Here is a 21466-nt window from a genome sequence, read left to right as displayed (position 1 = left end):
GGTCAGGCCTTCTTGCCGTGCTTCACCAGATCCTGGGCGATCGAAAGCCTCAGCAGGTCGGCAAGCTCCCGCGCGGCGCGGTTCTCGGCATCGATCTGTGCGCGGTAGGCTGCGAATTCCTGGCGCGGCCGGTCGAAGGACGACGGGATCGAGCGCTTGCCGACGGCAATCACCGTGTTGGTCGCGGTATCCCTGAGCACGTAGTTGGCGGTCAGCGTGACCGTGCCTGCCGTCGGCTCGTCTTCCTGCGTCTGCACCTGAACGATGGCCGCCGATTCGACGAGCTCGCTGACACCGAGATCAAGCGTATAGGCCGGCGAGGCGGGTTCGCCCGAGCCTTGGCCGAAGGCGAAGATCAGGTTGTTGCGCACCTGCTGCGCGTAGCGCGTGTTGACCGGCTTGATCGAGATCGAGCCGAGCTCGGCGGATGCGCTGAGCGTCGATCCGGGCGACAGCGGCTGGTTGGAATAGAGCGGCCGCACCGTGCAGGCCGAGACCAGCGCCAGCGCGACGGCCATGCCGCAGACCGCCAGGCGGCCGCGCAGGCGGACCGCTTGTGACTTCACCGGATCAGGCAACGACATTGACGATCCTCTGCGGGACGATGATCACCTTGCGCGGAGCCTTACCTTCCAGTGCTTTTTGCACGAAGTCGAGGGCCAGCACCGCTTTTTCGACGGCACCTTGATCCGCGTCGCGGGCAATTGTCAAATCCCCGCGCTTCTTGCCGTTGACCTGCACCGGCAGCACGATCTCGTTGTCGACCACAAGCGCCGGATCGTAGACCGGCCAGGGCCGCTCGGCGACCATCTCCGTGCCGCCCAGCGCCTGCCAGCATTCCTCCGCCAGATGCGGCATGACCGGCGCGATGATGTGCACCAGGATCTCCACCGCCTCGCGGCAGGCGCCCTTCAGCGCGGCATCGGCCTTGCCTTCGGCAACGTCGCTGAGCGGCGTCGCCAGCGCATTGGCGAGCTCGTAGATACGGGCGATAGCGCGGTTGAAGCCGAGCTTCTCGATGTCCTCGCCGACCGCCTTCAGGATCTTGTGCGCGGCTTTCGACACCACGCCCGCCTCGCCATCCTTCGCCGCCGCCGGCTTCACGCCGGGCAGCTCATCGGCCGCGATCTGCACCAGGCGCCAGACGCGCTGCACGAAGCGGTGCGCGCCGGCGGCGCCGTCGTCGGTCCATTCGACGTCGCGCTCGGGCGGCGAGTCCGACAGCATGAACCAGCGCGCCGTGTCGGCGCCGTAGCCGTCAGTGATCTCTTCCGGGCTCACCGTGTTCTTCTTCGACTTCGACATCTTCTCCAGCGCGCCGATCGTCGCCTCCTCCCCGGAGGCGATCTCGACGGCGCGGCGCTTGCCGCCGGCGTCCTCGAGCCTGACCTCGCTCGGCGACAGCCAGCGTCCGTTGTTGGACGGGCCGCCGACGCGGTAGGTCTCGTGCACCACCATGCCTTGCGTGAACAGGCCCTTGAACGGCTCGGCGAGGTTCAGGTGGCCGGTCTCGCGCATGGCGCGGGTGAAGAAGCGCGAATAGAGCAGATGCAGGATCGCGTGCTCGATGCCGCCGATATACTGGTCGACCGCCAGCCATTCATCGGCCGCCTTCGGCTCGGTCGGCTCGTTCGCCCAGGGCGCGGTGAAGCGCGCGAAATACCAGGACGAATCGACGAACGTGTCCATCGTGTCGGTCTCGCGCCGCGCGTCGCGGCCGCATTGCGGGCATTTCACATGCCGCCAGGTCGGATGACGGTCGAGCGGGTTGCCCGGGCGGTCGAACTCGATGTCATCGGGCAGCTTCACCGGCAGGTCGGCCTTCGGCACCGGCACGACGCCGCAGGCCTCGCAATGGATCATCGGGATCGGGCAGCCCCAGTAGCGCTGGCGCGAGATGCCCCAGTCGCGCAGGCGGAAATTCACCTTACGCTCCGCCATCGGCCGGCCGCCGATCGTCTTTTCCTCCAGCAACTTCGCGACTTCGTTGAAGGCCTTCTCGGGCTTCATGCCGTCGAGGAAGCGCGAATTGATCATCACGCCGTCGTCGACATAGGCCTCCTCGATGATCTGGAAGGTTTTCGCGTCGGCGTCTTCCGGCATCACCACCGGGATCACCGGCAGGCCGTATTTGTTGGCGAAGTCGAGGTCGCGCTGGTCACCCGACGGGCAGCCGAAAATGGCGCCGGTGCCGTATTCCATCAGCACGAAATTGGCGACATAGACCGGCAGCGTCCAGGTCTCGTCGAACGGATGGACGACGCGGATGCCTGTGTCGAAGCCCTTCTTCTCGGCCGTCTCGAGCGCCGCCACCGAGGTGCCCATGTGGCGCACTTCCTCGATGAACTTCGCCAGCTCGACATTGCTCTCGGCCGCCTTGCGGGCCAGCGGATGGTCGGCGGCGACCGCCATGAAGGAGGCGCCGAAGATGGTGTCGGGCCGGGTCGTGTAGACTTCCAGCTCTTGGCGGTCGCCAACCGGCTTTGCCAGCGGCCAGCGGATCAGCAGCCCTTCCGAGCGGCCGATCCAATTGTGCTGCATCAGCTTGACCTTCTCCGGCCACTCCTCGAGCAGGTTGAGCGAGTCCAGCAGGTCCTGCGCGAAGTCGGTGATCTTGAAGAACCACTGCGTCAGCTCGCGCTGCTCGACCAGCGCGCCCGAGCGCCAGCCGCGGCCGTCGATGACCTGCTCGTTGGCAAGCACCGTCATGTCCTCCGGGTCCCAATTGACCTTGGAGGACTTGCGCGTCACCAGCCCCTTCTCGACGAAATCGAGGAACAGCATCTGCTGGCGGTGGTAGTAGTCGACGTCGCAGGTGGCAAACTCGCGCGCCCAGTCGAGCGACAGGCCCATCATCTTGAGCTGCTCGCGCATCACCGCGATGTTTTCGTAGGTCCAGTCCTTGGGGTGGACCTTGTTCTGCATGGCGGCGTTTTCGGCCGGCATGCCGAAAGCGTCCCAGCCCATCGGGTGCAGCACGTTGAAACCCTTGGCGCGCTTGTAGCGCGCCACCACGTCGCCCATCGTGTAGTTGCGGGTGTGGCCGATATGGATCTTGCCCGACGGATAGGGGAACATCTCGAGCACGTAGTATTTCGGCTTCGGGTCGTCGTTGCGAGCCTCGAACAGCTTCTTTTCAGCCCAGGCCTTCTGCCATTTGGGCTCTGAGGTGCGCGGATTGTAACGTTCGGTTGCCATCGGATGTTTTTCACTTAAAAGCAGGCACAGGGCGCCGGACATGGTCGGCGGCCGGGGAATGTCGTCGCGGTGTTCACCATGGATTGCCGGACCCGTCAACTGTGGCGAGCCGGCGAGGCCATGAAAACTATGGGCAGGATAGTGGCATGACGAGCGCCGTAGAACAGCTTCACGCGGTCAAGGCGAAGATCGCGAGCGCCGAACGCGAGGCGAAGCGCGAACCCGGCGCGGTCACACTGGTGGCGGTGTCGAAGACCTTCGCGGCCGAGGACATCCGCCCCGTCATCGAGGCGGGCCAGCTTGTGTTCGGCGAGAACCGCGTGCAGGAAGCCCAGGGCAAATGGCCGGCACTGAAGGAGGCATTTGCCGACCTGGAGCTGCACCTGATCGGCCCGCTGCAGTCCAACAAGGCGAAGGAAGCGGTGGCGCTTTTCGACGTCATCGAGACGGTCGACCGCGAGAAGATCGCCGCCGAGCTCGCCAAGGAGATGGCCAGGCAGGGCCGGACGCCAAAACTCTATGTCCAGGTCAACACCGGCTCCGAGCCGCAGAAAGCCGGCATCGAGCCGCGCGAGGCGGTCGCCTTCGTCAAGCGCTGCCGCGAGGCGCATGGTCTCGCCGTCGAAGGCCTGATGTGCATCCCGCCGGCCGATGAGAACCCCGGTCCGCATTTCGCCCTGCTCGAAAAGCTCGCCCGCGAGGCCGGCGTCGCGAAGCTCTCGATGGGCATGTCCGGCGACTATGAGACCGCGATCGCCTTTGGCGCGACCAGTGTCCGGGTGGGCTCGGCGATTTTCGGCAGCCGGTAGCAAAGGGCGCCTCAAGGAAGGGCTTTCCCTGAGGCCGGCGCGTCATACCACCGCATTGTCGCGGGGCATCACAACGCTAGCTCGATGCACTGGAAGCAAGTCGCTCCTTTCAAGGCAAAGGAGGTCTCTATGACCGTCGCACGCCACAGCCAGCAAACCACACAAAACCGGCAACTCTCCCGCAGGCTGCATCGATGGGTGTATTTCGCCATGGTGGGGCTCGCGGCCTGTTATGCGCTTTCGGCCTGGATCGGCTTCGCGGGCAGCGGCGCTGCCGACTATTTGCTGTTCGTCGTGACCGGATTCATCGTCATGTCAGTCGTGCTGCCGGCGATCGCCGGTCGTGTCTGGCGTCATCACCGGATCAGCGCTCCCGGCAGGCCCACGACGCTCGCCGACTGGATGGCCGGCGAGTTCGACACTGGCGACCATCCCGTGAAGGCGAGCACCGCAACGATCGAGATTCTGCTGCCCCTTGCCGCCGTCGCATTCGGCATGACTGCTTTCGCGATCCTCGCTTTGGTCGAAAGCTGAGCGCCCCGGCAATCGTCACGATCTCGTTACCGAGCCGGCCAGCCGAATGATATCGCTACGCCAGCGCTTGAAACGAAACGGACCGTTCCTATTTCCAGGCTGTCTTGCAAATTTCTCGGGGAATCCCATGCGCTATAACCAACTCGGCAACACCGGCCTGTTCGTCTCAGAACTTTGCCTCGGCACCATGACCTTCGGCGCCGCCGGCCAGAACGCCCAATGGGGGCTGATCGCCAGCCTCGACCAGAAGGGCGTCAACGAGATCGTCGGCCGCTCGATTGCCGCCGGCGTCAATTTCTTCGATACGGCCGATGTCTATTCGGTCGGCCAGTCCGAGCAGCTGCTGGGCCAGTCGCTCAAGGACCTCGGCATCAAGCGTTCGGACGTCATCATCGCCACCAAGGTACATGGCGCCATGGGCAATGGGCCGAACGAGCGCGGCTCATCGCGCGGCCACATCATGGATTCGGTCGACGGCAGCCTGGAGCGGCTGCAGCTCGACCATATCGACCTCTACCAGTTGCACGGCACCGACACGGTGACGCCGATCGACGAGACGCTGCGCGCGCTCGACGACCTCGTCGCCAGCGGCAAGGTGCGCTATGTCGGCGTCTCCAACTGGCAGGCCTGGCGCATCGCCAAGGCGCTGGGCATTGCCGAGCGCAAGGGTCTTGCCCGTTTCGAGACGATCCAATCCTACTATTCGATCGCCGGCCGCGATCTCGAGCGCGAGATCGTGCCGCTGATCAACGAGGAAAAGCTCGGCCTGATGGTCTGGTCGCCGATGGCCGGCGGACTGCTCTCCGGCAAATACGGCCCCGGCGCGCCAGGCAATGGCGAGGGCCGCCGCGCCTCCTTCAATTTCCCGCCGGTCAACGAGGACCGCGCCTGGGCGGCAGTTGCCGTCATGCGCGAGGTCGCCAAGAAGCACGATGTCAGCGTCGCCACCGTGGCGCTGGGCTATGTGCTGGCCAAGCCCTTCGTGATGAGTGTCATCATCGGCGCCAGCCGCATGGACCAGCTCGAGCAGAACCTCGCCGCGACCAGCCTGAAGCTCGACGCCGATGACCTCGCCAGGCTCGACGAGGTCAGCGCGCTGCCCGTCGAATATCCCGGCTGGATGCTGGAGCGGCAGAGCGCCGGCCGGCGCCCCGCGCCATTCGTGCCGAAGGCGTAATTCCGTTCGAGCAGGCAGGTCGGAGCCGCGTGTCCTTGGACGCGCGGCTCTTTCCTCATTCAGAGACGGACGGTCTCCGCGAGAAAGTCGAGGAAGGCACGCACCCGGGCCGGCAGATGCTTGCCCTGGCCGACATAGACGGCATGCGTCGGCTCCTCGTCGCCCGGATTGAACGCCTCCAGCAACGGCACGAGCCGCCCGGCGGCGATGTCGGGCTCGACATGCCAGCGCGCCAGTCGCGCGATGCCTGCCCCGGCCAATGTCGTCAGCCGCATCGCTTCGCCGTCGCTCACCGTCGAATTGCCGGCGATCGGAACCATGACCGGCGCGCCTTCCGCATCGACGAACGGCAGGCCGTCTATATGCCGCACGAAGCCGAAAGCGAGCAGATTATGGCTGGTCAATTCGGCCGGCGTCCGCGGCGTGCCGCACGCTTCGAGATAGGCGGGCGCCGCTACGACCACCATCCGGCTCTGGCCGAGCTTGCGCGCCACCAGCCGGGACTCGCGCAGCGGCCCGGCGCGGATCGCGACATCGGCGCGCTCCTCCATCAGGTCGATGACGCTGTCGGTCAGCACCGCCTCGACCGAGATCTCCGGATAGCGTTCGAGGAAGCGCGGCAGAAGCGGCATCAGCCGATGCTGGCCGAACGGCACGTAGGAGTTGACCCTGAGCCTGCCGCGCGGCGCTGCTCCCGCCGCAGCTTCCCGTTCGGCCGCGTCGAGATCGGCGAGGATGCGCAGGCCGCTGTCGTGGAAGGCGGCCCCTTCCGGCGTCAGCTGCAGCCGGCGTGTCGAGCGACTGATGAGCCGCGCGCCAAGCCGCGCCTCCAGCCGCGCAATCAGCTTGCTCACCGCCGATGGCGTCATGCGCAACGCCCGTGCCGCAGCGGAAAAACTGCCCACCTCGACGACGCGGATGAACACTTCGATCTCGCCGGAGCGGTTGATTTCAGGCCTTGCCATTCGTGAATCTATTTCACAGAAAATATGCCTGATGCAAGTCTGGTTCACAGCTTGGCGGATCACGATCTTCCGGTCCGGGGCGCGGGATTGGGCGTTCCTTTCCTGATCAACCGGACCGCAGTCATGCCTCTCGCTCTCTACGCCCTCACCGCCGGCGCCTTCGGCATCGGCGTCACCGAATTCGTCATCATGGGCCTGCTGCTCGATGTCAGCGCCGATCTCGGCGTCTCGATCTCGGCGGCGGGCCTGCTCATTTCCGGCTATGCGCTGGGCGTCGTCGTCGGAGCGCCGCTGCTTGGCGCCCTGACCGGCCGCCTGGCGAAGAAGACCTTGCTGCTTACGCTGATGGTGGTCTTCACCGTCGGCAACCTCGCCTGTGCGCTGGCGCCCGACTACTGGACGCTGATGGCGGCCCGCGTGCTGACCGCCTTCGCCCACGCCTCTTTCTTCGGCGTCGGCTCGGTCGTCGCCACCAGCCTTGTCGCGCCCAACCGGAAGGCCTCGGCCATCGCGCTGATGTTCACCGGCCTCACCGTCGCCAACATCCTCGGCGTGCCCTTCGGCACCTGGCTCGGCCAGGCCTATGGCTGGCGCTCCAGTTTCCTCGCCGTCACGCTGGTCGGCGTCATCGCCTTCGCCGTGATCGCGTTGCTGGTGCCGCGCGACGAGCCGACCGCCGCGGACGAGAGCTCCGAAGGCACGCTCGCCGTGCTCGGCCGCCGGCCGGTGCTGCTCGGCCTGTTGACCACGGTGCTGAGCTGGGTCGGCGTTTTCGCCGCCTTCACCTATCTGGCGCCGATCCTCACCCGCGTCACCGGCTTTTCCGAGGCATCGGTGTCGCCGATCCTGCTCGTCTTCGGCGGTGGGCTGGTCGCCGGCAATCTGCTTGGCGGACGCCTCGCCGACCGGCATCTGATGCCGACCGTCGTCGGCACCCTGGTCGCGCTCTCGGCGGTGCTGTTCGTCATGACCGCGGCGATCCATCAGCCGGTCGCGGCGATCGTCGCTGTCGGTCTGCTGGGTGCCGCTGCCTTCGCCACCGTCGCGCCGCTGCAGATGTGGGTGCTGGAGAAGGCTAAGGGCGCCGGCCAGGGCCTGGCCTCCTCCTTCAACATCGCCGCCTTCAATCTCGGCAACGCCATCGGCGCCTGGCTCGGCGGCTTCGTCATCGACCACGGCCCCGGCCTCGGCACCGTCCCCCTCGTCGCCGGCCTGGTGCCGCTTGCCGCGCTCGGCGTCGTGCTCCTGGCGCTGCGCCTCGAACGCGGCCGGGCGATCGGCAAGCCGGTCACCGCGCAGTGCTGAGCGCTGATCCCCTCGACATCCAATCAGGAGAAAAAAGATGGACTATCGACCTCTTGGCGCCTCCGGCCTGAAAGTGCCGGCCCTTTCCTTCGGCGCCGGAACTTTTGGTGGCTCCGGCCCGCTGTTCGGCCACTGGGGCAACAGCGACGCGAAGGAAGCGCGCCGGCTGGTCGACATCTGCCTGGAGGCAGGCGTCAACCTCTTCGACACGGCCGATGTCTATTCCAACGGCGCCTCGGAGGAGGTGCTTGGCGAGGCGATCAAGGGGCGCCGCGACGCGGTGCTGATCTCGACCAAGACGTCGCTGCCGATGGGCGACGGCCCGGCCGACTGGGGCTCGTCGCGCTCGCGCCTGATCCGCTCCGTCGACGCGGCGCTGAAGCGCCTCGGCACCCACTATATCGACCTGCTGCAGCTTCATGCCTTCGACGCCTCGACGCCGGTCGAGGAGGTGCTGTCGGCGCTGGATGACCTCGTGCGCTCCGGCAAGCTACGCTATGTCGGCGTCTCCAATTTCTCCGGCTGGCAGGTGATGAAGTCGCTCGGCCTGGCGGAAAAGCACGGCTATCCGCGCTATGTCGCCCACCAGGTCTATTATTCGCTGGTCGGCCGCGACTATGAATGGGAGCTGATGCCGCTCGGCCTCGACCAGGGCGTCGGCGCGCTGGTGTGGAGCCCGCTCGGCTGGGGGCGCCTCACCGGCAAGATCCGCCGCGGCCATCCCTTGCCGGAAAAGAGCCGGCTGCACGGCACCGCCGATTTCGGCCCGCCGGTCGAGGACGAGCTCCTTTACCGCGTGGTCGATGCGCTGGAAGCGGTAGCCGCCGAGACCGGCAAGACCGTGCCGCAGGTCGCCATCAACTGGCTCTTGCGGCGGCCGACGGTCTCATCGGTGATCATCGGCGCCCGCAACGAGGAGCAGCTGCGGCAGAACTTAGGGGCCGTCGGCTGGACGCTGACACCCGAGCAGATCAAGGCGCTCGATGAAGCAAGCTTGGTGACGGCGCCTTATCCGTATTTCCCCTATCGGCGCCAGGAAGGTTTCGCCCGGCTGAACCCGCCGGCGGTGTGACAAGCCGGCGTTTGGAACTGCCAATCTCCCCCCTTGCGGGGGAGATGTCCGGCAGGACAGAGGGGGTCGCCGCACGTGGAGCGCCAGCGTCGTCTCCCGTCGTGGAGGGCGTCGCGCTCTATGTGAGACGACCCCCTCTGTCGCCTTCGGCGACATCTCCCCCTCGAGGGGGGAGACTATGCGCAACGTCTCAATGCACCAGAAACTCCCCATCGACCTTCCGCCACTCATTCGGCGCGATCAGCTTCTGATGCGTGTAGGTCACCGAATGCAGCGGCCCGTCGAGCTTGGTCTTCCAGAACTCGATGAAGCGGATCAGCACCGGGAACTTCGGCGCGATGTCGTAGTCCTGCCAGATATAGCTCTGCAGCAAATGCGGATGGTCCGGGAAGTGGTAGAGAATCTTGGCCGTGGTCAGCCCATAGCCCCTGAGCATCAGGTCCATTTCGGAATGGTCATGCATCGCAGCCCCCATAGGGTCGATCGCCTTTCCTCCCAACGCTGGATTCTGCGCCTGGTTGCTTAACTGTCTATTTATTTTCGCATACCAGGCCAGAGTTTTCCATCGAAAAAACAGTCGGTTAGCAGCCTTGGAGCACGAGTGCTGACAGCGCTTTGCACTTGACCCTGCGTCATCCCGCCGCGCGAATCCAACGTCTAATATTGCCGTTACGGCGGAACTGTTAATAATGCCCGCGAATTCGCGGCCGCTTCGCCGCGATGCCGTCGGCGCTTCAAGCCGGCGGAACGGTCCTGGAGGAAAGCTGAAAAATGTCCGATGCCCATGTCCACCGCGTCCAGCCCGCGTGGAAGAAGAACGCGCTGATCGACAACGACACCTATCTCAAATGGTACGCCGACAGCGTGAAGAACCCGGACAAGTTCTGGGGCAAGCATGGTAAGCGGATCGACTGGTTCAAGCCATTCACCAAGGTCAAGAACACCTCCTTCGACGGCAAGGTCTCGATCAAGTGGTTCGAGGACGGCCAGACCAACGTTTCCTACAATTGCATTGACCGGCACCTGAAGAAGCGCGGCGACCAGACCGCCATCATCTGGGAAGGCGACAATCCTTACGACGACAGGAAGATCACCTATAACGAGCTTTATGCGCATGTCTGCCGCTTCGCCAATGTGTTGAAGAAGCATGGCGTCAAGAAGGGCGACCGCGTCACCATCTACATGCCGATGATCCCGGAAACGGCCTATGCGATGCTTGCCTGCACGCGTATCGGCGCCATCCATTCGGTCGTCTTCGGCGGCTTCTCGCCGGACGCTCTCGCTGGCCGCATCGATGACTGCAAGTCGACCATCGTGATAACCGCCGACGAAGGCCTGCGCGGCGGCAAGCCGATCCCGCTCAAGGACAATACCGACAAGGCGATCGACATCGCCGCCAGGGCCGGCACCAAGGTCGAGAACGTCGTGGTGGTGCGCCGCACCGGCGGCAAGACCGGCTGGGTGCCGGGGCGCGACGTCTGGTACCATGACGAGGCGGCGACCGTTAAGGCCGACTGCAAGCCGGAGAAGATGAAGGCGGAAGACCCGCTGTTCATCCTCTACACCTCGGGTTCGACCGGCAAGCCGAAGGGCGTGCTGCACACCACCGCCGGCTATCTCGTCTATGTCTCGATGACGCACCAATATGTCTTCGACTACCATGACGGCGACATCTACTGGTGCACGGCCGATGTCGGCTGGGTCACCGGCCACAGCTACATCGTCTACGGGCCCCTGGCCAACGGCGCCACGACGCTGATGTTCGAAGGCGTGCCGAACTATCCCTCGCAGTCGCGCTTCTGGGAAGTGATCGACAAGCACCAGGTCAACATCTTCTACACCGCGCCGACGGCGCTGCGCGCGCTGATGGGCGCCGGCGACGCCCATGTGAAGAAGACCTCGCGCAAGTCGCTGCGCGTGCTGGGCACGGTCGGCGAGCCGATCAACCCGGAGGCCTGGGAGTGGTATTACAACGTCGTCGGCAACGCCAAGGTGCCGATTGTCGACACCTGGTGGCAGACCGAGACCGGCGGCATCATGATCACGCCCCTGCCGGGCGCCACCGACCTCAAGGCCGGCTCCGCCACTCGGCCCTTCTTCGGCGTCAAGCCGCAGCTTGTCGACGGCGACGGCAAGGTGCTGGAAGGCGCCACCGACGGCAATCTCTGCATCACCGATTCCTGGCCGGGCCAGATGCGCACGGTCTATGGCGACCACGACCGTTTCGTGCAGACCTATTTCTCGACCTACAAGGGCAAGTACTTCACCGGCGACGGCTGCCGCCGCGACGCCGACGGCTATTACTGGATCACCGGCCGCGTCGACGACGTCATCAATGTTTCCGGCCACCGGATGGGCACGGCCGAGGTCGAATCGGCGCTGGTCAGCCATGACCAGGTCTCGGAGGCCGCCGTCGTCGGCTACCCGCACGACATCAAGGGCCAGGGCATCTATTGCTATGTCACGCTGATGGCAGGCACCCAATCGAGCGAGGATCTGCGCAAGGAGCTGGTGTTGCATGTCCGCAAGGAGATCGGCGCCATCGCCACGCCCGACAAGATCCAGTTCGCGCCCGGCCTGCCGAAGACCCGTTCGGGCAAGATCATGCGGCGCATCCTGCGCAAGATCGCCGAGGACGATTACGGCGCGCTCGGCGACACCTCGACGCTCGCCGATCCGGCCGTGGTCGACGATCTCGTCGCCAACCGGCAGAACAAGAAGGGCTGATGGCCGGCGAGCCGATCCTTGGCACCGTCAGCCAGCTCTGGCGCTATCCGGCGAGCTCGCTCGCCGGCGAGCCGCTTGATGCCGTCTCCGTCGGACTGAAGACCGTCGACGGCGACCGTTTGTTCGGACTGGTCGATGCGTCCGACGGCGAGATCGCCAGGCCCGACCGCGAGGCCAGATGGCACAAGGTGCCGCTGATCCGCACCCGGTTGACCGAAGCCCCTCTGAGCAAGGAATGGCGGCTGGAAGTCGCCGTGCCCGGCGGCGGCTGGCTGCCGGCGCCCGATCCTGAAAGCGACCGCGCAGTCTCCGCCTTTCTCGGCTTCGACGCCTCGATCCGGCCGTTCGGCGCGGAGAATGCGGCGCCCGGCTATGCCGGCCCGCTGACCGAGGCCCGCTATGCCAAGGCGCCGATCCATCTGCTCACCACCGCCTCGCTGTCCCGGCTGAAGGCGCTGCACCCCGAAGGCGTGCCCGATCCGCGCCGTTTCCGGCCCAACATCGTCGTCGACATGGCGCCGGTCGAAGGCGCCTTTCCCGAAACGGAGTGGATCGGCAGGAAGCTCGCGATCGGCGAATTGCTGCTCACCGTCTCCGAACCCTGCCGCCGCTGCGGCTTCACCATCATCGCCCAGGACGGCTTCGACACCGATCCCGGCATCCTGCGCAACCTGGTGCGCCACAACGCCCACAATCTCGGCGTCTACTGCACCGTCGACCGGCCCGCGCGGATCGAAGTCGGCGCGCCGATGCGCTTGACAAACTGAGGCGGGCCAGACCTACCGATACAGATCAGCCCGCGTTGGCGGCAGTCCGCTCGGGCCGCGGGCGCGCCTGGTGGCGACGGTCTGGAAGATCTGCGCCGAGGCACGCTCGAAAGTGATCGAGCAGCCCGTCAGATAGAGCAGCCACAGCCGCGCCTTGGGCTCGCCCACCTCGGCGACCGCCTCGTCGAAGCGCGCATTGAGGCGCTCCGCCCACAGGCGGCAGGTTCGCGCATAATGCTCGCGCAGGTTCTCCACGTCGTACACGAGGAAGCCGTGCGCCTCGAGATTCCCGAGCGTCATGCCGATCGTGTCGAGCTCGCCGCCGGGGAAGATGTATTTGATCAGCGCCTTGTATTCCGGCCCCTTGCGCAACGTCTTCCTGATGTCGCCCTTGCTGCGCCTGGTGATGGCGTGGTGCAGATAGATCCCGCCAGGCTTCAGCAAACGGTGGACGGCCGAGAAATAGGCTGCGTGGTTGGCAAGGCCCATATGCTCGAACATGCCGATCGACGAGATCTTGTCGAAAGTGCCTGAGAGTTCGGCATAGGATTTTATCTCGATGGTGATGCGATCCTCCAGCCCCTCGGCACGGATGCGCTCGCGGGCGAGGTCGGTCTGGGCTTGCGACAGCGAGACGCCGTGGCCGAAAACACCGTAGTTCTTCGCCGCATGGATAAGCATCGCGCCCCAACCGCAGCCGATGTCGAGCAGTCTTTCGCCGGGCTTCAGCCTGAGCTTGCGGCAGATATGGTCGAGCTTGTCGGCCTGCGCCTGGTCGATGGAGTTGGCGAAATCCTGGAAATAGCCGCAGCTATAGACCATCCGCTCGTCGAGGAAGAGCCGGTAGAAATCATTCGAGATGTCGTAATGATGCTGGATCGCCTCCTTGTTCGATCCGCTGACGAAAGGCTTGCGGCCGGAAAGATCGCTGCGCGCCGTCATCTGCTTGCGCGAAAACAGTACTGCCGGCAGGTCACGCAGAATCGCCAGCTTGGGCAGGGATTTGATCTGCGTCTTGAGCTTGCCTTGCGAAGGCAGGGCATAGAAATCGAACAGCGTGCCTTCTTCGATATCGACGGTCTTGGAAATCCACATCTCCACCAGCGTCGAGAAGGTCGGCCGGCGAACCAATTGCCAGACGATATCCTGATCGTTGATGGCAAGCACCGGGCCGCTGGCGGGTCCGATCCGCTCGCCGGTCCACAGCCTGACCGCAAAACCCGGCTTCAGCGTTTCGACGACCTTGCGCACGATCCGCGCGGCTCTGTCGGCGGCGTCCATTTCCACCTCCCGATATGTCGCATCCCGCCCCCGTTCCCAAAGCCACTGTCGTCCACCGGCCTGTGGACCGCAATCCTGAACTGTTGCGCAAAAGCACCGCAAGAGCGGGTTTCCCGGCTCGAGGCATAGCCGTTCCGTCGCGTCATCTTGTCTTTCGTCGCGACACACCCCATCATCTGGGTGTGTTCAACGAACCGAAAGGAGGTGATCCGATGTCGAGTGATTTCGTTTTCCATAACGTGAGCTCTGCGGATTGCACTTCCGGGAAGCAGTCTTCCCGTTAAGGCGCGAGACGCGCGGCAGGTAGCCCGGAGGGGCTGCTGCCAGGAGCCGCGTCATGGACGGAAACACGGAAGGCCGCCGGCTTCGTCAAGAAGCGGCGGCCTTTTCCTTTGTGGTTCACTGCGTCAGCGCGACTTTTTCGGTGTTGCGGATGATTTCCTGGAAGGCAGCATCCAACTCCGCTCCGGTGGACGCTTCGAAATAATGCTTGTTGGCGGAGGAGGTATCCTTCGACGAACAATTCCTCAGCACCGCCTTCGCCTGGTCCCGCTCGGTTGCCGACATGTCCTTGTCGTTCAGATCGAAGCCGATGGTGAAAACCTCGATGCCGTCATCTTTCATGTTGCCGCACAGAGTTTGAGCGTTGCCGCGCGCGAGATTGCCCTGGCTATTGTAGTTGCCACCCGCGCTAGCGAAAGCGGTATTGAACTGGCCGTCGGTCATCAGGATAGCGACCTTGGCAATCTTGTTCGCATTGCTGTCCGAGGGGCCGCTGCCTAGGCCGGCATTCTTGATCACCGTGCGCCACTGCGGCGACAGCATGTAATAGGTCCACTGGACGGCGATCGCGCCGGCCGTGTAGCCATCCGCCTGGAAGTCGTCGATCGAATCGAGCAATGCGCTGGAATCGGCGGTAAGCGGGATCACCGCAGCGGTGGGGCATTTGTTCATCCCTGAGCCGCCCAGATGATCGTCCCGGTTGACCAGCGCATAATATTTCTTGCCATTCTTGTCCGTGCGAAGCGTCTCGGGGCCGTCGGCGCTGAAATCCGGATTGCCGTTTTTGTCCTTACGCTCTGTGGCACAATTATCGGGGCGGGGCGTCGCCGCGCCGACAATGGAGACATAGTCACTGAACGACGGCAGCAATTTGCTGTTCGTCTTGGCGACCAGAAGCGTGCTGCCGGCAACGGGAGGCAGATCCGAGCCTCCTTGGTTCTCGACATAGACATTTTCCGCAAGCTTGCCAGCGTTCACGGCAGACGCATAGGGCACAAGCGCGACGCGGACGCGAGGGTTCTTTGGGTCCTGGTTCTGAAGCATCGTCTGGACGGCGTTTTTCGCCGCCGCTTTCAGGTCACCGATCTTGTCGACCTTGCCTTTTTTCGCCATCGACCCCGTTATGTCGAGCATCATCGCGACCTCGATTTGCTTGTCCGAATAGAGCGCAGTGGTCGAGGACGTCACGCGTTGCATGTCGCCGATGCTGAACAGCGGAAAATATAGGCTGACATCGGTGTGCACATCGGCCCTTACGGTGTTGGCCGTCCTGTCGACGATCAGCTTGTCCAGAACGATCTCGTCGGCCTGCAGGATGCCGGCCGCGCTGTTGGCGTCGAGAAACGCCTGCACCATTTTGTTGGCATCCGCCTCCTTGATGACGCCGAGGGTGAGATCGCGGGCCGTCGAGGTCACAGCGGCGTCGACGACGCCCTGCAGGCTCGACCTCGCATTGTAGAGTTGCGAGATGTTGACCGCGAATCCCACCCCCAGCGCGAGGACCGATGCGGCAGCTCCGAACAGAACCGCGAAATTGCCTTCGCGATTGCGGGTAAAGCCGTCCACCCCACGAACGACACCTCTGACCTGCCGCATCCCTTCCGCCTCCACCGTCTGCGGCTCCGTGCCGCTCGGCAAAGGCGTTGCAGGATTCTGGCCAGACCCGGCCGTCCGCCGTCGAAAGACGCTTAACCGGCAGTTAATTCATTGTTTTTGCTATCCTTTCGCAAATTTGAAGGTGAACGGAAAGTAAATGAAAATGCCTTGGAGAAATGACCTTCATGAAGCGCTTACCATGATCTCGAAGCCTGTCGCGGCCGTTCTCTCTTCGGCACAATCGAGCTGTGCCGAAGCGGGTCAGCGGCTGCCGTGAAACAGGCGCAGCGCAGGGGTCTGTTGAGATTCAGGTCAGGCCGGGTCGAGAAGGGCGGCTTCCGAGAACCGGCCGACGCCGGCCGTAGCCTTCATAGAGCGGATACGCTTGTGAGGGCTTCGGCCGGCGAAGGCCGGAGCGGAGCGTACTTAAAGTACGTGAGCACCCGCCATTCGCAGGCCGGGCTCACCTGAATGTCAACAGACCTATGCCAGCATCTGCGCGCTGACCGTCCGGTCGACGCCATGATGCGGAGGATTGAAGCGGTTGCCTTCCTGCTCGTAGGTCCAGACCTTGAACAGGGCGAGCCGGTGCGGGCCGAAGCTGTGCAGCAGCGGCACGTCGGTAGCGTCGCGGCCGCGCGCGATGACGACCCGGCCGATGCGGGGCCGGTTGTGGCGCGGATCGAACGTGTACCACTTGCCGTCGAGGAAGACTTCCATCCAGGCCGAGAAGTCCATCGGCGCCGGGTCGGCCGGCACGCCGATATCGCCGAGATAGCCGTTCACGTAGCGCGCCGGAATATTCATGCAGCGGCAAAGCGTGATCGCCAGATGCGCGAAATCGCGGCACACTCCGACGCGCTCCTCATGCGCCTGGGCGGCCGTGCGGGTGGCGCGCGCATAGCCGTAGCCGAAGGAAAGCCGGCTGTTGACGTAATCGACGATCGCCTGGACACGCGCCCAGCCCGGCGGCAAATGGCCGAAAAGCCGCCAGGCGATGTTGCTGAGGTGGTCGGTCTCGCAGTAGCGGCTGCCGAGCAGATAGACCAGCACGTCGTCGGGCAGGTCCGCCACCGGCGTTTCCCGCGCCAGCGTGTTGACCTCGTCGGTCTCGCCGCTGTCCTCGACCGCCGCGTCGTAGAGGATGCGGAAGTTGCCTTCCGGCGCCGTGAAGCGACGGCAGATATTGCCGTGGCGGTCGCGATAGGTCCGGGTCGGTACCGAGGGCGAGGTGAGAACCCGCGTCTGCCGCTTGATGCTCGCGTGGCGGTCGGGATGGATGTCGAGAAGCGAGATGATCGGCGTCACCGCCGCGCATTCGATGGCGATTTCATAGCCGAGCCGGATCAGCATCGCATTTCCCCCACCGTGACTTTGGAAGACTGCCCGTTCAACGCCGCGAACCGGAGCTTGTTCCAGCGTCCGAGTCGAAATGGCGGCGGGTAGTGTCTCAGGTTGGTCGCGATCTGCACGATCTGGTGCGACTTCAGGACGCTGTTGCGCTTAAGCCAGGCAAGCGCGGCCTCTACAAAAGAGACGCAACATCTAGCCGTCGTCTTCGATAGTGCCGCCAACCTTATCTCGCAGCAATCGCAGCAGGCGCAATACGACCTGATCTTTCGAATGGTGCCGGCCGCTAACATCGACTTGGACATCCCCGTTGGCTTCCAAGCTGACGTAGGCGATGGCGTCGCTTCCGCCTAATGTAGGTAGCAGCCAAGGATGCCGTCGGCCGGGGAGTTGTCGGTCCAACTCCGCTTCGGTTTGGACCTTCCCTTTTGTCCCAACCAAGAAATATGACTTCATGCATTTTGATAGGCCGACCGGTCCGAAATTTCAAACTGAGACCCTACCTGGCGGCGTCTCGCCTTCTCAGGCGATGCTGCCCGGTCTAAACTGGGCTTTGCGTTTCGCCTCTCCCCGAAAACGATTCTCCAGGACATCCGATGTTTGCAGGCTCAAAATTCGCCGCCTTCCTATTCGACATGGACGGCACGGTGCTCAACTCGATCGCCGCGGCGGAACGAGTGTGGACGGCATGGGCAAACCGGCATGGCCTCGATGTGGCGGCTTTCCTGCCGACGATCCATGGCAGGCGCGCGCGAGAGACGATCGCCGCGCTCAAGCTTCCGGGCGTCGATCCGCTGGCGGAGGCGGATTTGCTGCTCAAGGCCGAAGCCGACGATCTCGAAGGCATCGTCCCGATCCCCGGCGCCGTCGCATTCCTCGAATCGCTGCCGCCGGAGCGCTGGGCGATCGTCACCTCGGCGCCCCGCGAGCTGGCGCTGCTGCGCATCAAGGCGGCCGGCATCCCGGTTCCCGCCATGATGGTCACGGCCGAAGATGTCACCCATGGCAAGCCGGCGCCGGACTGCTTCCTTCTGGCGGCACGGCGTCTAGGCGTCGAGGCTGGCGATTGCCTGGTCTTCGAGGATGCGCCAGCAGGCATCGCGGCGGGCGAGGCGTCCGGCGCGTCGGTGATGGTGATCAGCGCCACCCACGTCCACCCGCTCGCCACGCCGCATCCGGCAATCAGTTCCTATGACGAAATCGGCATTGCGCTGGACGACAGTGGCTGGATCGCGCTCGCGCCGGAGCGTGCCGTTGCTTAGAAGTCGCTGGTGAGACCCTTGACCTCCCAGTCGCCATAGCGGCCGGGTTCCTTGCCACCGCGACCGCCAATTTCCTTCGGCAGTTGCGCCTCCGCCGTTCGGTAGTTCCGGCGACGCGCTTCGGCTTCGGCCAATGCTCGCTGCGCCGCGGGCGTCAGCTTTTTTTGCGGCTCTTCGGTCGTTGCAACCGCTTCGGTTTTGCTTGGTTCTTCGGTCATGCGATACTCCCGCCGATTGAAACGAAGACCGGCGTCTCCCATCATATAGCCATGATGACAGAAGGATCGACCCCTATTAATGAGCATCGGAATATCCCGAAAACCGGATTCCACTTTTCGGTCCGATGCTCTGGCCACCAGCCCAGACGGATGAAACGATGAACACGCTTCGCACCGCAATGCTTCTTGCCGCGATGACGGCGCTGTTCATGGGCGTCGGCTATCTGATCGGCGGCTCGGGCGGCATGGTCATCGCGCTTTTGATCGCCGCCGGCACCAATCTGTTCAGCTATTGGAACGCCGACAAGATGGTGCTGTCGATGAACCGCGCCGTCGAGGTCGACGCGAAGAACGCGCCCGAATATTACGCGATCGTCCAGGCGCTGGCCAAGCAGGCCGGCCTGCCGATGCCGAAGACCTATCTGATCGACAACCCGCAGCCCAACGCCTTCGCCACCGGCCGCAATCCCGAGAACGCCGCGGTGGCCGCGTCCACCGGCCTGCTCGAGCGGCTCTCTCACGAAGAGGTCGCGGCGGTGATGGCGCATGAGCTTGCCCATGTGCAGCATCGTGACACGCTGACCATGACGATCGTGGCGACGCTTGCCGGCGCCATCTCGATGCTCGGCAATTTCGCCTTCTTCCTCGGCGGCAGCCGGGAGAACAACAATCCGTTCGGCTTTGTCGGCGTGCTGGTGGCCATGCTGGTCGCGCCCTTCGCCGCCATGATCGTGCAGATGGCGGTGAGCCGCACGCGCGAATACGAGGCCGACCGGCGCGGCGCCGAGATCTGCGGCAATCCGCTGTGGCTGGCCTCGGCGCTGGGCAAGATCGCGCGCGGTGCCGAACAGATCCCCAATGAGGATGCCGAGCGCAACCCGGCGATGGCGCATCTTTTCATCATCAACCCGCTGCATGGCGAGCGCATGGACAATCTGTTCTCGACCCATCCGAACACCGAGAACCGCATTGCGGCGCTGCAGGAGATGGCGCGCGCCATGGGCGGCGCATCGCCTGCCGCACGGCGCGAGGCACCGGCGCCGACCGCCGCCGATGAGACGTCAGCCGGTCCGTGGGGCAAGGCGGCTAAGCCCGCCCCGCCCGCCGAGCCGGCGCCGCCGAAAGCCAATCCCTGGGGCCGTAACCCGACCGGACCGCGCAATGCCGGGCGCAAGGGTCCCTGGTCGTGAGGAGAAGAGGCAATATCTCGCTGGCGCAAATGCGTGATCTTTGCGCCATCTATTGGAACCCTATCGGCATACCGATGGCGAACCTGGCGACATCGAGTGAACCACGATCCCGGCCGCTTCCAGAGGACGAATATGATGCGTATCTGCTCCATGTTATCCGGCTCGTGAGCGATGACGCCTCACCATCGCAAATCATGGACTATCTAAGCACCGTGGAGAAAGAGTACATCGAGTTGACCTCTCCCCGAGGGAGCAAGGATGCTTTCGTCAACGCCGTGTTCGAACTAGCCAAGCAAATACCCACGAAATGAAGCCCGTAAAAAGCCAGGCTTTTGAGGTAGCCGGCCTTGCCGCGCGCAAGGCGGCGGCGCGCCTGCTGGCCGCCGTCATCGACGCACGTACGCCGCTGGACGGGTTGACCGACAACGAGCACGGCCACCCGCAATACAAGGCGCTGGACGGCCGCGACCGCGCGCTGGTGCGCGCCATCCTGGTCACTGCGCTGCGCCATCGCATGACCATTGCTGGACTGCTGTCAAAGCGGCTGGAAAAGCCGTTGCCGGCCAACGCCACGGCGCTCTCGCATATCCTCAACGTCGCCGCCGCGCAGATCCTGTTCCTCGACGTTCCCGACAGCGCCGCCGTCGACCTTGCCGTCACCCACGCCAAGTCCGACCCGCGAACACAGCGTTTCTCCGGCCTCGTCAACGGCGTGTTGCGTTCGCTGGCGCGTGCCAAGGAGGCCGAGCTCGCCCCGACGCTGGCCGCCACCAGCGAGGCGCCGCAATGGTTTTCGGAGCGGCTGACCGCCGCCTATGGAGCGGATAGAGCGCACGCCATCCTCGCCGCGCATCGCCACGAGGCGCCGGTCGATTTCACGGTCAAGGCCGATCCGGCGCTCTGGGCCGAGCGCCTCGGCGGCATCGTGCTGCCGACCGGCACGGTACGCGTCGAGAAGCTGGCCGCCAACGTCACCGACCTGCCCGGTTTCGCCGACGGCGCCTGGTGGGTGCAGGATACGGCCGCCAGCCTGCCCGCGCGCCTGTTCGGCGATATCCGTGGACACCGCGTCGCCGACCTGTGCGCCGCGCCCGGCGGCAAGACAGCGCAGCTCATCCTGGCCGGCGCCGAGGTGACCGCGGTCGATACCTCCAAGAACCGGCTGACGCGGCTGAAGCAGAATCTCGATCGCCTTGGCCTGGCCGCCGAACTCGTCCAGACCGACCTTCTGGATTACCGGCCGGCGCAATTGTTCGACGCCGTGCTGCTCGACGCGCCCTGCTCCTCCACCGGCACGGTGCGCCGCCACCCTGATGTGCCATGGACCAAGACCATGGCCGATGTCGAAAAGCTCGCCGACCTGCAGCGCCGGCTGCTTGCCCATGCCGTCAGCCTCGTCAGGCCCGGCGGCCGCATCGTCTTTTCCAACTGCTCGCTCGATCCGCTGGAAGGCGAAGAGCTTTACCGGGCCTTCCTTACCGAAACGCCCAGTGTGGTCGCCGATCCGATCCGGCCCGGCGAGTTCGCTGGCATCGATCCGTTCCTGACCCCGCAGGGGACATTGCGCACCACGCCAGCCGATCTGGCCCTGGGATCGCCGGGGATTTCAGGCCTGGACGGCTTCTTTGCAGCGCGGATGAAGCGGGCGGATTGAGGCGTTATTTCATAAAACTTGCTGACTTTTTTAGGGACGGCACGGGCAAAGCGGCGTGAAGCGGTTCACTTCGGCGAAA

18 protein-coding genes are annotated in these 21466 nt (G+C 64.5%); 10 read left to right on the top strand and 8 right to left on the bottom strand.

Features of this window, described 5'->3' with window-relative positions:
* Window positions 1-2: 2 nt before the first annotated feature.
* Both lptE and leuS read right to left on the bottom strand, forming a co-directional pair.
* Window positions 3-584 (bottom strand): LPS assembly lipoprotein LptE, encoded by a 582-nt coding sequence (gene lptE, locus RFM41_RS09030; protein ID WP_320247336.1) that lies wholly within the window; start codon window positions 582-584, stop codon window positions 3-5.
* On the bottom strand, window positions 571-3198 hold the full coding sequence (leuS, locus tag RFM41_RS09025) for a leucine--tRNA ligase (protein ID WP_320247339.1): 2628 nt from the start codon (window positions 3196-3198) through the stop codon (window positions 571-573). Before leuS ends, lptE begins: the two co-directional genes overlap by 14 nt.
* A gap of 146 nt (window positions 3199-3344) precedes the next feature.
* On the opposite strand from leuS, the gene RFM41_RS09020 reads away from it, so the two are divergent.
* The 3 genes from RFM41_RS09020 (at window position 3345) to RFM41_RS09010 (ending at window position 5718) form a co-directional block, all read left to right on the top strand.
* Complete coding sequence (locus tag RFM41_RS09020) at window positions 3345-4007, top strand: YggS family pyridoxal phosphate-dependent enzyme (RefSeq protein WP_320247341.1); 663 nt, start codon at window positions 3345-3347, stop codon at window positions 4005-4007.
* A 129-nt stretch (window positions 4008-4136) separates the two neighbouring features.
* Window positions 4137-4541: a hypothetical protein gene (locus RFM41_RS09015; protein WP_320247342.1), complete on the top strand. Its 405-nt coding sequence runs from the start codon at window positions 4137-4139 to the stop codon at window positions 4539-4541.
* Window positions 4542-4668: 127 nt separating this feature from the next.
* A complete protein-coding gene (locus tag RFM41_RS09010) occupies window positions 4669-5718 on the top strand; it encodes an aldo/keto reductase (RefSeq protein WP_320247344.1) in 1050 nt (349 codons plus the stop codon).
* 59 nt (window positions 5719-5777) lie between these two features.
* Here RFM41_RS09010 and RFM41_RS09005 read toward each other — a convergent pair whose 3' ends face one another.
* A complete protein-coding gene (locus RFM41_RS09005) occupies window positions 5778-6683 on the bottom strand; it encodes a LysR family transcriptional regulator (protein WP_320247346.1) in 906 nt (301 codons plus the stop codon).
* A gap of 123 nt (window positions 6684-6806) precedes the next feature.
* On the opposite strand from RFM41_RS09005, the gene RFM41_RS09000 reads away from it, so the two are divergent.
* On the top strand, window positions 6807-7988 hold the full coding sequence (locus RFM41_RS09000) for an MFS transporter (RefSeq protein ID WP_320247348.1): 1182 nt from the start codon (window positions 6807-6809) through the stop codon (window positions 7986-7988).
* A gap of 37 nt (window positions 7989-8025) precedes the next feature.
* Window positions 8026-9060: an aldo/keto reductase gene (locus RFM41_RS08995; protein ID WP_320247351.1), complete on the top strand. Its 1035-nt coding sequence runs from the start codon at window positions 8026-8028 to the stop codon at window positions 9058-9060.
* Window positions 9061-9250: 190 nt separating this feature from the next.
* Here the strand turns inward: RFM41_RS08995 and RFM41_RS08990 are convergent, their stop codons facing one another.
* On the bottom strand, window positions 9251-9523 hold the full coding sequence (locus RFM41_RS08990) for an usg protein (RefSeq protein WP_320247354.1): 273 nt from the start codon (window positions 9521-9523) through the stop codon (window positions 9251-9253).
* A gap of 308 nt (window positions 9524-9831) precedes the next feature.
* On the opposite strand from RFM41_RS08990, the gene acs reads away from it, so the two are divergent.
* Window positions 9832-11787: an acetate--CoA ligase gene (acs, locus tag RFM41_RS08985; protein ID WP_320247356.1), complete on the top strand. Its 1956-nt coding sequence runs from the start codon at window positions 9832-9834 to the stop codon at window positions 11785-11787.
* A complete protein-coding gene (locus tag RFM41_RS08980; protein ID WP_320247358.1) occupies window positions 11787-12554 on the top strand; it encodes an MOSC domain-containing protein in 768 nt (255 codons plus the stop codon). Before acs ends, RFM41_RS08980 begins: the two co-directional genes overlap by 1 nt.
* 12 nt (window positions 12555-12566) lie before the next feature.
* Here RFM41_RS08980 and RFM41_RS08975 read toward each other — a convergent pair whose 3' ends face one another.
* From RFM41_RS08975 to RFM41_RS08965, 3 genes are all read right to left on the bottom strand, one after another.
* Window positions 12567-13835, bottom strand: coding sequence for a class I SAM-dependent methyltransferase (locus RFM41_RS08975; RefSeq protein ID WP_320247359.1), 1269 nt, complete (start codon window positions 13833-13835; stop codon window positions 12567-12569).
* Window positions 13836-14234: 399 nt separating this feature from the next.
* Complete coding sequence (locus tag RFM41_RS08970; protein ID WP_320247360.1) at window positions 14235-15713, bottom strand: TadE/TadG family type IV pilus assembly protein; 1479 nt, start codon at window positions 15711-15713, stop codon at window positions 14235-14237.
* Between the two features lie 483 nt (window positions 15714-16196).
* Window positions 16197-17066 carry a transglutaminase-like domain-containing protein gene (locus RFM41_RS08965; protein WP_320247362.1) on the bottom strand — a complete coding sequence of 290 codons (870 nt, stop codon included), beginning with the start codon at window positions 17064-17066 and terminating at the stop codon, window positions 16197-16199.
* A 593-nt stretch (window positions 17067-17659) separates the two neighbouring features.
* Here RFM41_RS08965 and RFM41_RS08960 point away from each other — a divergent pair.
* Window positions 17660-18325 (top strand): HAD-IA family hydrolase, encoded by a 666-nt coding sequence (locus RFM41_RS08960; RefSeq protein ID WP_320247365.1) that lies wholly within the window; start codon window positions 17660-17662, stop codon window positions 18323-18325.
* On the opposite strand, the gene RFM41_RS08955 is transcribed toward RFM41_RS08960, so the two are convergent.
* A complete protein-coding gene (locus RFM41_RS08955) occupies window positions 18322-18543 on the bottom strand; it encodes a DUF1674 domain-containing protein (protein WP_320248070.1) in 222 nt (73 codons plus the stop codon). The genes RFM41_RS08960 and RFM41_RS08955 overlap by 4 nt on opposite strands.
* Before the next feature lie 158 nt (window positions 18544-18701).
* Here RFM41_RS08955 and htpX point away from each other — a divergent pair, with 158 nt between their 5' ends.
* Both htpX and RFM41_RS08945 read left to right on the top strand, forming a co-directional pair.
* Window positions 18702-19733: a zinc metalloprotease HtpX gene (gene htpX, locus RFM41_RS08950; protein WP_320247366.1), complete on the top strand. Its 1032-nt coding sequence runs from the start codon at window positions 18702-18704 to the stop codon at window positions 19731-19733.
* 307 nt (window positions 19734-20040) lie between these two features.
* A complete protein-coding gene (locus tag RFM41_RS08945) occupies window positions 20041-21387 on the top strand; it encodes an RsmB/NOP family class I SAM-dependent RNA methyltransferase (RefSeq protein WP_320247368.1) in 1347 nt (448 codons plus the stop codon).
* Window positions 21388-21466: the final 79 nt, after the last annotated feature.

The organism is Mesorhizobium vachelliae (assembly GCF_033977325.1).
GTDB classification, from domain to species: Bacteria; Pseudomonadota; Alphaproteobacteria; order Rhizobiales; family Rhizobiaceae; genus Mesorhizobium; species Mesorhizobium vachelliae.
Note: the sequence above shows the minus strand (reverse complement) of the source record. Positions and strands in the feature narration are given on the sequence as shown.